9 protein-coding genes and 1 tRNA gene (1 of these 10 only partly in view) are annotated in these 12,575 nt (G+C 58.4%); all 10 read left to right on the top strand.

What is annotated here, in order from left to right:
* Positions 1-143: part of an elongation factor Tu coding region (tuf, locus tag AC1DWQ_RS14175; protein WP_477670199.1), annotated on the top strand (this coding region is incomplete at its 5' end). 1,003 nt of the annotated region lie to the left of the window's left edge; the window shows 143 of its 1,146 annotated nt.
* Positions 144-160: 17 nt separating this feature from the next.
* Positions 161-236, top strand: a tRNA-Trp gene (locus tag AC1DWQ_RS14170).
* 132 nt (positions 237-368) lie between these two features.
* The gene (gene secE, locus AC1DWQ_RS14165) at positions 369-752 is read left to right on the top strand and encodes a preprotein translocase subunit SecE (RefSeq protein WP_477670198.1); all 384 of its coding nucleotides are present in this window, start codon (positions 369-371) and stop codon (positions 750-752) included.
* A gap of 68 nt (positions 753-820) precedes the next feature.
* A complete protein-coding gene (gene nusG, locus AC1DWQ_RS14160) occupies positions 821-1,348 on the top strand; it encodes a transcription termination/antitermination protein NusG (protein WP_228778638.1) in 528 nt (175 codons plus the stop codon).
* A gap of 141 nt (positions 1,349-1,489) precedes the next feature.
* Entirely contained in the window at positions 1,490-1,924 is a 435-nt protein-coding gene (gene rplK, locus AC1DWQ_RS14155) for a 50S ribosomal protein L11 (RefSeq protein WP_007871338.1), read from the top strand.
* Positions 1,921-2,616, top strand: coding sequence for a 50S ribosomal protein L1 (rplA, locus tag AC1DWQ_RS14150; RefSeq protein WP_457282626.1), 696 nt, complete (start codon positions 1,921-1,923; stop codon positions 2,614-2,616). The genes rplK and rplA overlap by 4 nt, the downstream gene beginning before the upstream one ends.
* A 262-nt stretch (positions 2,617-2,878) precedes the next feature.
* The gene (gene rplJ, locus AC1DWQ_RS14145; RefSeq protein WP_477670197.1) at positions 2,879-3,409 is read left to right on the top strand and encodes a 50S ribosomal protein L10; all 531 of its coding nucleotides are present in this window, start codon (positions 2,879-2,881) and stop codon (positions 3,407-3,409) included.
* A 29-nt stretch (positions 3,410-3,438) separates the two neighbouring features.
* Positions 3,439-3,816, top strand: a complete 378-nt coding sequence (rplL, locus tag AC1DWQ_RS14140; protein WP_431094480.1) for a 50S ribosomal protein L7/L12 — start codon at positions 3,439-3,441, stop codon at positions 3,814-3,816.
* A 255-nt stretch (positions 3,817-4,071) separates the two neighbouring features.
* Entirely contained in the window at positions 4,072-8,184 is a 4,113-nt protein-coding gene (gene rpoB, locus AC1DWQ_RS14135) for a DNA-directed RNA polymerase subunit beta (RefSeq protein ID WP_457306669.1), read from the top strand.
* Positions 8,185-8,211: 27 nt separating this feature from the next.
* On the top strand, positions 8,212-12,432 hold the full coding sequence (gene rpoC / locus AC1DWQ_RS14130; RefSeq protein ID WP_477670196.1) for a DNA-directed RNA polymerase subunit beta': 4,221 nt from the start codon (positions 8,212-8,214) through the stop codon (positions 12,430-12,432).
* Positions 12,433-12,575 lie beyond the last annotated feature (143 nt).

Here is a 12,575-nt window from a genome sequence, read left to right as displayed (position 1 = left end):
AGGAAATGGTCATGCCAGGCGATAACGTGTCGATCACCGTCAAGCTGATCAACCCGATCGCCATGGAAGAAGGCCTGCGCTTTGCCATCCGCGAAGGCGGCAAGACCGTCGGCGCCGGCGTCGTTGCCAAAATCATTGCGTAATTTGTAAGGTTTGATGGAGGGGTATAGCTCAATTGGCAGAGCGTCGGTCTCCAAAACCGAAGGTTGTAGGTTCGATTCCTACTGCCCCTGCCACCCGGCTTTGATGAGTGTCGATGCTGAGGGTGGTTTGAAAAGATAAAAAGCAAGCCCGCCAGGAGTCAAAAACTCCAGGTGGGCTTAAGCGTCTGCAGAGACGCATGAAGATTGAACAGGAAATCGGCGACCATGGCCTCTTCTCAAGTTGAAACCGTCAGTACCAACGCCGACAAGGCCAAGTTGGCTGTGGCTGTCGCGCTGGTGCTGGCCTCGCTGGTGGGCTTCTATTTCTTTGCCAAGCAGGGTCAATTAGCCCAGTGGGGTGCCTTGATTGCTGGTTTGGTGGCGGCGATTGCTGTGTTCATGACCTCGGAGTCGGGCAGGCAATTTGTGGCTTTTGGGCGTGACTCATGGCGCGAGGTCCGGAAAGTTGTCTGGCCGGCTCGTAAAGAAGCCATCCAGATGACGGCCTATGTATTCGGTTTTGTGGTGATCATGGCCTTGTTCTTGTGGCTTACGGACAAAACGCTCGAATGGGTGTTTTACGACCTGATCCTGGGATGGAAAAAATAATGAGCGATCTGAACGGCACGGTAGTCAGCGAAGTGGCGGCGGGAACGTCTCTCACGCCGACCCCAGGCATGCAGTGGTATGTCGTCCATGCCTATTCCGGCATGGAAAAAGCGGTCGAGCGCAACATCGTTGAGCGCATCAACCGCGCGGGCATGCAGTCCAAGTTTGGTCGTTTCCTGGTGCCCACTGAAGAGGTGGTTGAGATCAAGAACGGTCAGAAGAAGACGACCGAGCGCCGGTTTTTTCCGGGCTATGTGCTGGTTGAAATGGTCATGGATGATGAGACCTGGCATCTGGTGAAGCACACCAACAAGGTGACGGGTTTTGTCGGTGGCGCCAAGAATCGCCCGGCCCCGATCTCCGAGGAAGACGTTCAAAAGATCGTCAGCCAGATGCAGGTCGGTACCGAGAAGCCGCGCCACAAGGTCGAGTTTGAAACTGGCGAATACGTCCGCGTCAAGGATGGTCCTTTCACCGACTTCAACGGTACGGTGGAAGAGGTTAACTACGACAAAAACAAGGTGCGTGTGTCGGTCACGATCTTCGGGCGTGCCACACCGGTAGAGCTGGAATTCAGCCAGATCGAAAAAACGTAATTTCGATTCGGTAGATAATTTCGCGCCTTGCAACTCGGCGCGAAACGGTCCTTGCGGACTGTTTTTGAGTTGTGTAACCCCCGGGGAGCCCGGACCTGCCTTTGGCAGCGTTCAGGCGTTATGACCCGCAAGGAGAAAAGTATGGCGAAAAAAATCGTCGGCTTTATCAAGCTGCAAGTGCCAGCTGGTAAGGCTAACCCGTCCCCCCCGATCGGCCCTGCGCTCGGTCAGCGTGGCCTGAACATCATGGAATTCTGCAAGGCATTCAATGCGCAGACCCAGGGTGTTGAGCCAGGCTTGCCACTGCCTGTGGTGATCACAGCATTTGCTGACAAGAGTTTTACCTTCGTCATCAAGACGCCTCCGGCAGGCGTCCTGATCAAAAAAGCTATCAAGCTCGACAAGGGTTCGTCCACGCCGCACACGGTGAAGGTTGGCAAGATTTCCCGCGCGCAGCTTGAAGAAATCGCCAAGACCAAAATGAAAGACATGACGGCTGCTGACCTTGACGCTGCAGTTCGCACGATTGCCGGTACGGCCCGCTCCATGGGTGTGTCGGTGGAGGGTGTTGTATGAGCAAGCTGACCAAACGCCAGAAGACTATTGGCGACAAAATCGACAGCAACAAGCTGTACGCGATTTCCGATGCCCTCGGCCTCGTGAAGGAATTCGCTGTCGCCAAGTTCGATGAATCCATCGACGTGGCTGTCCAGCTCGGCATCGATGCCAAGAAATCCGACCAGGTCGTTCGCGGCGCTGTCGTGCTGCCAAACGGCACCGGCAAGACCAAGCGCGTGGCCGTGTTCGCCCAGGGTGCCAAGGCTGAAGAAGCCAAAGCCGCCGGCGCAGACATCGTCGGCATGGATGATCTTGCTGCTGAAATCAAGGCCGGCAAGATGGATTTCGACGTGGTGATTGCTTCCCCCGATGCGATGCGCATCGTGGGTACGCTGGGCCAGGTGCTCGGTCCCCGCGGCCTGATGCCTAACCCCAAGGTTGGCACCGTGACGCCTGACGTGGCGCAAGCCGTCAAGAACGCCAAAGCCGGCCAGGTTCAGTTCCGTGTCGACAAGGCCGGTATTGTTCATGGCACGATTGGCCGCCGCTCGTTCGACACCGCCAAGTTGCAAGGCAATCTGGCTGCACTGATCGACGCGTTGCAAAAAGCCAAACCGGCTTCGAGCAAGGGCGTGTATTTGAAGAAAGTTGCGGTTTCGTCAACGATGGGTGTGGGCGTTCGCGTCGACACGCAAACCATCGCAGCGTAATCGCAGAAATTTGGGCAACCCGCAGGGGTTGTTCAATGTGGTGGGCTGCCGGGGTTCGCTCCGGCAGGTCATCAAAGACCGTTGGCGTGGCAGGCTTTTTGGGCTTGCCGCTTAATCGAAAGACAGCCAACGCAGATGGCGGTCCCGCTGCAGATGGTTTTGCAAAGAATCTGAAACAGTTGGTCGCTGAACATGAGCGTGTTGAAGGGCGAGGGGGATGCAAGTCACCCGAACCTGACCACACATTTTTAAGGAGTAGACCTTGAGTCTCAACCGCAGTGAGAAACAAGCCGTCATTGATGAAGTGACTGGCCTCGCCGCTAAAGCTCAAACGCTCGTGATGGCGGAATACCGTGGTATCACGGTCGCTGACATGACCCGTCTGCGCAGCCAAGCCCGCGACAAAGGCGTGAACCTGAGTGTTCTGAAGAACACCCTGGCTCGCCGTGCCGTGGCAGGCAGTGCATTCGAAGTCGTGTCCGACCAGATGACCGGTCCGCTGATCTATGGCTTTTCCACGGATGCCGTGGCTGCTGCAAAAGTAGTCGCTGACTTCGCAAAAACCAATGACAAATTGGTGATTCGCGGTGGTGCATTTGGCGGTAAATCCCTGGACGTGAACGGCGTGAAGCAACTGGCCAACATTCCCTCCAAGGAAGTGTTGCTCGCCCAGTTGTGTGGCTTGCTGATGTCGCCTATGTCGCGTACGGCCGTTGTGCTGGGCGCCCTGGCGGCCAAAAAGGGCGGCGACGCAGCCGATGCCCCCGCAGCAGCTGAAGCTGTAGCAGCGTAATTTGTACCCAACTTTTTAGGAAATTCAAAATGGCATTCGATAAAGACGCATTTTTGACCGCGCTGGATAGCATGACGGTCCTCGAACTCAACGAATTGGTGAAATCCATCGAAGAGAAATTTGGCGTGAGCGCAGCTGCGATGGCTGCTCCCGCTGCTGGCGGTGGCGGCGGTGCTGCTGCAGCTGCTGAAGAGAAGACCGACTTCAATGTCGTGCTGCTCGAAGCTGGCGCCAACAAGGTGTCGGTCATCAAGGCCGTTCGCGAAATCACCGGTCTGGGCCTGAAAGAAGCCAAGGACCTGGTTGACGGTGCTCCGAAGAACGTCAAGGAAGGCGCTCCAAAGGCTGACGCAGAAGCTGCGAAGAAGAAGCTCGAAGAAGCCGGCGCGAAAGTCGAACTCAAGTAATTCTTGGTGTTTGAGAAGGCTGGAAGACCGTAGTCGGGCTTCCAGCCTTTCGTGTTTCAAGGAACACACCGAAAAGCAGACTTAACCGTCTGCTTTCCAGTGTTTTCTGACCCCGACTGCAGAAAACGCCTTGGTTCGGGTGACGTGCAATGCGTCACCGTCCGCCATGGTTGGTAGTGGCCAACCACCAAGCTGCCTGAATACGTGGTGTATTCGGGCACGAGAGTCGCCAGAGCCCATCAACGCGGAGAACTCATGGCCTATTCCTACACCGAACGTAAACGCATCCGCAAAAGCTTCGGCAACCGCGAAAGCGTGTTGACTGTTCCCTATTTGCTGCAAATGCAGAAAGACGCGTACACAGCGTTCCTGCAAGCCGACCGTGCACCTCAAAAGCGCACCGTTGAAGGCCTGCAGGCAGCGTTTGAAAACGCTTTCCCCATCGTCTCGCACAATGGTTTTGTCGAGATGAAATTCATCGAGTACAACCTGGCCAAGCCGGCGTTTGACGTGCGTGAATGCCAGACCCGTGGACTCACTTTCGCCTCGGCCGTGCGCGCCAAGGTGCAGCTGATCATTTATGACCGCGAATCCTCCACATCGCAGTCCAAGGTGGTCAAGGAAGTCAAAGAGCAAGAGGTTTATATGGGCGAAGTGCCGCTCATGACCGACAAGGGCTCTTTTGTGATCAACGGGACCGAGCGCGTGATCGTGTCCCAGTTGCACCGTTCACCTGGCGTGTTTTTTGAACACGACAAGGGCAAGACCCACAGCTCGGGCAAACTCCTGTTTTCGGCCCGTATCATTCCCTACCGCGGTTCGTGGCTCGACTTCGAGTTCGACCCCAAAGACATCCTGTACTTCCGGGTTGACCGTCGTCGCAAGATGCCCGTCACGATTCTGCTCAAGGCCATTGGTCTGAATCCGGAATCCATCCTGGCCAATTTCTTTGTGTTCGACAATTTCCGCCTAATGGATAGCGGTGCACAGATGGAGTTCGTGGCCGAGCGCATGCGCGGTGAAGTGGCCCGTTTCGACATCACCGACAAAAACGGCAAAGTCGTGGTCGCAAAAGACAAGCGCATCACCGTTCGCCATACCCGCGAGCTGGAGCAAAGTGGCACCACGACGATCAGCGTTCCCGAAGATTTCCTGATCGGCCGTGTGGTCGCCAAGAACATCGTTGATGCTGAGACCGGTGAAATCATCGCCAAGGCCAATGATGAACTGAGCGAAGTGCTGCTGAAAAAGCTGCGCGTTGCCGGCGTGCAGGATCTGCAGGTTTTGTATACCAATGAACTCGACCAGGGTTCGTACATTTCCCAGACCCTGCGCTCCGACGAAACCGCGGACGAATTTGCTGCGCGCGTCGCCATCTACCGCATGATGCGTCCCGGCGAGCCGCCCACCGAAGATGCCGTGCAGGCCCTGTTCCAGCGCTTGTTCTACAACCCGGATACCTACGATCTGTCCAAGGTCGGCCGCATGAAGTTCAACGCCCGCGTCGGCCGCGATTCTTCCACCGGCCCCATGGTCATGACCAACGAGGACATCCTTGCTGTCGTCAAAATCCTGGTGGATCTGCGCAACGGCAACGGCGAAGTCGATGACATTGACCACCTCGGCAACCGCCGCGTGCGTTGTGTCGGCGAACTCGCTGAAAACCAGTACCGTACTGGTCTGGCACGTATCGAAAAGGCCGTGAAAGAGCGCCTCGGCCAGGCCGAGCAAGAGCCGCTGATGCCGCACGACCTCATCAACAGCAAGCCGATTTCGGCTGCGCTGAAAGAGTTCTTCGGTGCATCGCAACTCTCGCAGTTCATGGACCAGACCAACCCGCTGGCCGAAATCACCCACAAGCGCCGTGTTTCGGCCCTTGGCCCGGGCGGTTTGACCCGCGAACGCGCCGGCTTTGAAGTGCGTGACGTGCACGTCACCCATTACGGACGCGTCTGCCCGATTGAAACGCCTGAAGGTCCGAACATCGGCCTGATCAACTCGCTGGCCCTGTATGCCCGCCTCAACGAATACGGTTTCATTGAAACGCCGTATCGCCGTGTGGTGGACGCCAAGATCACCGACCAGATCGACTACCTGTCGGCCATCGAAGAAGGCAAATACGTCATCGCCCAGGCCAACGCGGCTCTGGATGATGCAGGCAAGCTGACCGGTGACCTCGTGTCTGCCCGGGAAAACGGTGAGTCCGTCCTGGTGGGCGCAGAACGCGTCCAGTACATGGACGTGTCTCCTGCACAGATCGTCTCGGTGGCGGCTTCCCTGGTTCCGTTCCTGGAGCACGATGACGCCAACCGCGCTTTGATGGGCGCCAACATGTCCCGTCAGGCCGTGCCTGTACTTCGTCCCGAAAAGCCGCTGGTCGGCACGGGCATTGAGCGGGTTGCTGCGGTTGACTCCGGCACCGTGGTGACTGCCAACCGTGGCGGTGTGGTGGACTACGTTGATGCCACCCGCATCGTGGTGCGCGTGAATGATGCAGAAGCCCTCGCCGGCGAAGTCGGTGTGGACATCTACAATCTGATCAAGTACCAGCGTTCCAACCAGAACACCAACATCCACCAGCGTCCTATCGTCAAGATCGGCGACAAGCTGGCCAAGGGTGATGTGATTGCCGACGGTGCATCGACTGACCTGGGCGAAATCGCCATTGGCCAGAACATGCTGATCGCGTTCATGCCGTGGAACGGCTACAACTTCGAGGATTCGATCCTGATTTCCGAGCGCGTGGTGGCTGAAGACCGCTACACCTCGATTCACATCGAAGAACTCGTCGTGATGGCCCGTGACACCAAGCTGGGTGCCGAAGAAATCACGCGCGACATTCCCAACCTGTCCGAGCAACAGCTGAACCGCCTCGACGAATCCGGCATCATTTATGTCGGCGCTGAAGTCCAGCCGGGCGACACGCTGGTCGGCAAGGTCACGCCCAAGGGCGAGACCACGCTGACACCGGAAGAAAAGCTGCTACGCGCCATCTTCGGCGAAAAGGCCAGCGATGTGAAAGACACCTCGCTGCGCGTGAGCCAGGGCTCGCAAGGCACCGTGATCGACGTGCAGGTCTTCACCCGTGAAGGCATTGTGCGCGACAAGCGTGCCCAGCAGATCATCGACGACGAACTCAAGCGTTTCCGCCTGGACCTGAACGACCAGCTGCGCATTGTGGAAGCCGACGCCTTCGACCGCATCGAAAAGCTGTTGATCGGCAAGGTTGCCAATGGCGGTCCGAAGAAGCTGGCCAAGGGCACCAAGATCGACAAGGCCTATTTGGCCGATGTCGAGAAGTACCACTGGTTTGACATTCGTCCTGCCGATGACGAAGTGGCTGCGCAGCTCGAAAGCGTCAAGAACTCGATGGAGCAGACGCGCCACAGCTTTGACCTGTCTTTCGAAGAAAAGCGCAAGAAACTCACGCAGGGCGACGAATTGCCAGCGGGCGTGCTCAAGATGGTCAAGGTTTACCTTGCCGTCAAGCGCCGCCTGCAGCCTGGCGACAAGATGGCTGGCCGTCACGGCAACAAGGGTGTCGTGTCCAAGATCGTTCCGGTCGAAGATATGCCGCACATGGCCGATGGCACACCGTGCGACATCGTGCTGAACCCGCTGGGCGTGCCTTCGCGGATGAACGTGGGCCAGGTGCTTGAGGTGCATCTGGGCTGGGCCGCCAAGGGCCTGGGCCATCGCATTGGGGACATGCTGCAAGCCGAAGCCAAGGTGCAGGAAATCCGCAAGTTCATGGAAACGATCTACAACAAGTCAGGCCGCGCAGAGGACCTGGCGAAGTTGTCGGATACCGACATCATCGAGATGGCCGGCAACCTGACCACCGGCGTGCCTTTTGCCACTCCCGTGTTTGACGGTGCTTCCGAGGCCGAGATCATGGGCATGCTCCAGCTGGCTTATCCGGACGACATTGCCAAGGCCAAGGGCCTGACGGCGACACGTACCCAGGCTCAGCTGTATGACGGCCGCACGGGCGATGCGTTCGAGCGCACGACCACGGTGGGCTACATGCACTTCCTGAAACTTCACCATCTGGTGGACGACAAGATGCACGCGCGCTCGACCGGTCCTTACTCGCTCGTTACCCAGCAGCCGCTGGGCGGCAAGGCGCAGTTCGGTGGACAGCGTTTCGGCGAGATGGAGGTCTGGGCGCTGGAAGCGTACGGCGCCGCCTACACGCTGCAGGAAATGCTCACCGTCAAGTCCGACGACGTACAGGGCCGCACCAAGGTCTACGAAAGCATCGTCAAGGGCGAGCACGCGATCACGGCCGGCATGCCCGAGTCGTTCAACGTGCTGGTCAAGGAAATCCGCTCGCTCGGTATCGACATCGAACTCGAACGCAGCTAATCAACAGGAAAGAAAAGGATTTAACTCATGAAATCATTACTCGACCTGTTCAAGCAATTCACGCCGGATGAGCATTTCGATGCCATCAAGATCGGCATGGCTTCGCCCGAAAAGATCCGCTCGTGGTCTTTCGGCGAAGTGAAGAAGCCTGAAACCATCAACTACCGTACCTTCAAGCCGGAGCGCGACGGTCTTTTTTGCGCCAAGATCTTTGGCCCCATCAAGGACTACGAATGCCTGTGCGGCAAGTACAAGCGCCTGAAGCATCGCGGTGTCATCTGCGAAAAGTGCGGCGTTGAAGTCACGCAGACCAAGGTTCGCCGCGAGCGCATGGGGCACATCGACCTGGCCGCACCGTGTGCGCACATCTGGTTCCTGAAGTCGTTGCCGTCGCGCCTGGGCCTGGTGCTCGACATGACGCTGCGCGACATCGAACGCGTGCTGTACTTCGAAGCATATGTCGTTACCGATCCCGGCATGACCCCGCTGAAGAAATTCAGCATCATGTCGGAAGACGACTATGACGCCAAGCGCAAGGAATACGGTGATGAATACACCGCCAAGATGGGCGCCGAAGGCATCAAGGACCTGCTCGAAGGGCTGGATCTCGACGTTGAAATCGAGAAGCTGCGCAATGACCTGACCGGCTCCGAAATCAAGATCAAGAAAAACGCCAAGCGCTTGAAATTGATGGAAGCGTTCAAGAAGTCCGGCATCAAGCCGGGCTGGATGGTGCTGGACGTGCTGCCTGTACTGCCGCCGGACCTGCGTCCGCTGGTGCCGCTGGACGGCGGCCGTTTTGCGACCTCCGACCTGAACGACCTGTATCGCCGCGTGATCAACCGCAACAGCCGTCTGCGCCGTTTGCTGGAGCTGAAAGCGCCTGAAATCATTGCCCGCAATGAAAAGCGCATGCTGCAGGAAGCCGTCGACTCGCTGCTCGACAACGGCCGCCGTGGCAAGGCCATGACGGGCGCCAACAAGCGCGCACTGAAGTCGCTGGCCGACATGATCAAGGGCAAGTCAGGCCGTTTCCGCCAGAATTTGCTGGGCAAACGCGTCGACTACTCCGGCCGTTCCGTGATCACCGTGGGCCCAACACTCAAGCTGCACCAGTGCGGCTTGCCCAAGCTCATGGCGCTGGAACTGTTCAAGCCCTTCATCTTTGCGCAGCTTGAGTCGCGCGGCATCGCCACGACGATCAAGGCAGCCAAGAAGGAAGTCGAATCCGGCACGCCAGTGGTGTGGGATATCCTGGAAGAGGTGATCAAAGAGCACCCTGTGATGCTGAACCGTGCGCCTACGCTGCACCGTTTGGGCATTCAGGCCTTTGAACCCATCCTGATCGAGGGCAAAGCCATCCAGCTGCACCCGCTCGTCTGTTCGGCCTTCAATGCCGACTTCGACGGTGACCAAATGGCTGTCCACGTACCACTGTCGGTAGAAGCACAGATGGAAGCCCGCACCCTGATGCTGGCTTCGAACAACATCCTGTTCCCTGCCAACGGTGAGCCCTCCATCGTCCCGTCGCAAGACGTGGTGCTGGGCCTGTACTACACGACCCGCGACCGTACCAACGGCAAGGGCGAAGGCCTGGTGTTCTCCGACACTGGCGAAGTGCGCCGCGCATTTGACGCAGGTGAGCTTGACCTGAACGCCCGCATCAGCGTGCGCCTGACCGAGTACACCAAAGACAAGGCCACAGGCGAATTTGTGCCGTCGACCAAGCTGTGGGAAACCACGGGCGGCCGTGCACTGCTGTCCGAGATCCTGCCCAAAGGTTTGCCTTTCTCCAACATCAACAAGGCGTTGAAGAAAAAGGAAATCTCCAAGCTGATCAACGTGTCTTTCCGCAAGTGCGGATTGAAAGAGACCGTGGTGTTTGCCGACAAGCTGCTGCAGTCGGGCTTCCGCCTGGCGACAAAAGCCGGCATCTCGATCTGCATCGACGACATGCTGATCCCCAAGGAAAAGCCCGCCATCATTGCGCGCGCACAAAAGGAAGTCAAAGAAATCGAGCAGCAGTATGTCTCGGGTCTCGTGACGTCCGGCGAGCGCTACAACAAGGTGGTCGATATCTGGGGCAAGTCCGGCGACGAAGTGTCCAAGGTCATGATGGCCCAGCTTTCGAAAGAAAAAGTGCTGGACCGCAATGGCAAGGAAGTCGAGCAGGAGTCCTTCAACTCCATCTACATGATGGCCGACTCCGGCGCCCGCGGCTCTGCTGCGCAGATTCGCCAGGTCGCCGGTATGCGCGGTTTGATGGCCAAGCCTGACGGCTCCATCATCGAAACGCCGATTACCGCCAACTTCCGTGAAGGCCTGAACGTGCTGGAGTACTTTATCTCCACCCACGGCGCCCGTAAGGGTCTGGCCGATACGGCGCTGAAAACAGCCAACTCCGGCTACCTGACCCGCCGCCTTTGCGACGTGGTTCAGGATCTGGTGGTCACCGAAGAAGACTGCGGCACGCAAGAGGGTTCACTCATGCGCGCCATCGTCGAGGGCGGTGAAGTCATTGAATCGCTGCGCGACCGTATCCTCGGCCGCACGGCGGTCGAAGACATCCTGCACCCGGAAAACCGCTCGGTGCTGGCCAAGGCCGGGATTATGCTGGACGAAGACCTGATCGAAGAGCTCGAAGCAGCCGGCGTGGACGAAGTGAAAGTGCGTACTGCGCTGACCTGCGAAACCCGTTTCGGCCTGTGCGCCAAGTGCTATGGCCGAGATCTGGGCCGCGGCGGCCTCATCAACATCGGCGAAGCCGTCGGTATCATCGCCGCGCAGTCGATCGGTGAGCCCGGCACGCAGCTGACGATGCGGACCTTCCACATCGGTGGTGCCGCATCGCGCGCAGCGATTGCCTCCAGCGTCGAAGCCAAGTCCAACGGCGTGATCGGTTTCAATGCACCGATGCGCTATGTGACCAACAGCAAGGGCGAGCTGGTCGTGATCGCCCGTTCCGGCGAGATCATCATCCATGATGAGCACGGCCGCGAGCGTGAGCGCCACAAGGTGCCTTATGGCGCCACGTTGACCGTCAAGGCCGACCAGACCATCAAGGCCGGCGCCATTCTGGCCAACTGGGATCCGCTGACGCGCCCCATCATTACCGAGTTCGCCGGCAAGGTGGCCTTCGAGAATGTGGAAGAAGGCGTGACGGTTGCCAAGCAGGTCGACGATGTGACGGGTCTGTCCACCCTGGTGGTGATCGATCCGAAACGCCGCGGCGCCACGAAGGTGATCCGCCCGCAGGTCAAGCTGATTGACGCCTCCGGCCACGAAGTCAAGATCCCCGGCACCGATCACTCGGTGACGATTGGCTTCCAGGTGGGCGCGCTGGTCCAGGTGCGCGACGGCCAGGACGTGGGCCCCGGCGAAGTGCTGGCCCGTATCCCGATCGAAGGCCAGAAGACCCGCGACATTACCGGCGGTCTGCCGCGTGTTGCTGAGCTCTTCGAAGCCCGTACGCCGAAAGACAAGGGTACGCTGGCTGAAATGACCGGTACTGTGTCCTTCGGTAAAGAAACCAAAGGCAAGGTTCGCCTGCAGATCACCGACCCTGAAGGCAAGGTCTGGGAAGATCTCGTGCCCAAGGAGAAGAACATCCTGGTGCACGAAGGCCAGGTGGTCAACAAGGGCGAGTCGATTGTGGACGGCCCGGCCGACCCGCAAGACATCTTGCGCCTGCTGGGTATGGAAGAGCTGGCCCGCTACATCGTCGACGAAGTGCAGGATGTTTACCGTCTGCAGGGCGTGAAGATCAACGACAAGCACATTGAAGTGATTGTTCGCCAGATGCTGCGCCGCGTGGTCGTTGAAAACGTGGGTGATTCCAGCTACATCGCTGGTGAACAGGTCGAGCGTTCTGCCATGCTGGATGCCAACGACGCCTTGCGCGCTGACGGCAAGATTCCGGCAACGTTCAGCAACTTGCTGCTCGGTATCACCAAGGCTTCGCTGTCGACCGATTCGTTCATTTCCGCGGCTTCCTTCCAGGAAACCACCCGCGTGCTCACCGAGGCTGCCATCATGGGCAAGCGCGACGAGTTGCGTGGCCTGAAAGAAAACGTGATCGTCGGCCGCCTGATTCCTGCCGGTACCGGCATGGCCTACCACGAGGCACGCAAAGCCAAGGACCAGATGGACGATGCAGAGCGCCGTGCCATTGCTGAAGCCGAAGCGGCCGAGCTCGAAGCCATGCCCGCCGCAGCCGAAGCGGGTGGCGACAGTGCGGCTACCGAGTAAGCCAGACTGACTCCCGCGCCGCAAAAGGCGCAAGGCCCCACATCCCGCAAGGGTGTGGGGCTTTTTTTATGGGCAGGACGGCCGCCACGTGGCAATAATGCAGACGGGAATTTAAGCGAAATTTGGGTTTTGCGCATATCGGG

It is taken from the genome of Polaromonas sp. P2_G11 (assembly GCF_056403595.1).
The sequence above is the reverse complement of the archived record's forward strand: the minus strand, read 5'-3'. Positions and strand labels throughout refer to the sequence as shown.

Excerpts from the sequence above, each read along its gene's own strand:
- rplL (WP_431094480.1), top strand. The coding sequence starts at position 3,439 with ATGGCATTCGATAAAGACGCATTTTTGACCGCGCTGGATAGCATGACG.
- nusG (WP_228778638.1), top strand. The coding sequence starts at position 821 with ATGCAGTGGTATGTCGTCCATGCCTATTCCGGCATGGAAAAAGCGGTC.
- rplA (WP_457282626.1), top strand. The coding sequence starts at position 1,921 with ATGAGCAAGCTGACCAAACGCCAGAAGACTATTGGCGACAAAATCGAC.
- secE (WP_477670198.1), top strand. The coding sequence starts at position 369 with ATGGCCTCTTCTCAAGTTGAAACCGTCAGTACCAACGCCGACAAGGCC.
- rpoC (WP_477670196.1), top strand. The coding sequence starts at position 8,212 with ATGAAATCATTACTCGACCTGTTCAAGCAATTCACGCCGGATGAGCAT.
- rpoB (WP_457306669.1), top strand. The coding sequence starts at position 4,072 with ATGGCCTATTCCTACACCGAACGTAAACGCATCCGCAAAAGCTTCGGC.
- rplK (WP_007871338.1), top strand. The coding sequence starts at position 1,490 with ATGGCGAAAAAAATCGTCGGCTTTATCAAGCTGCAAGTGCCAGCTGGT.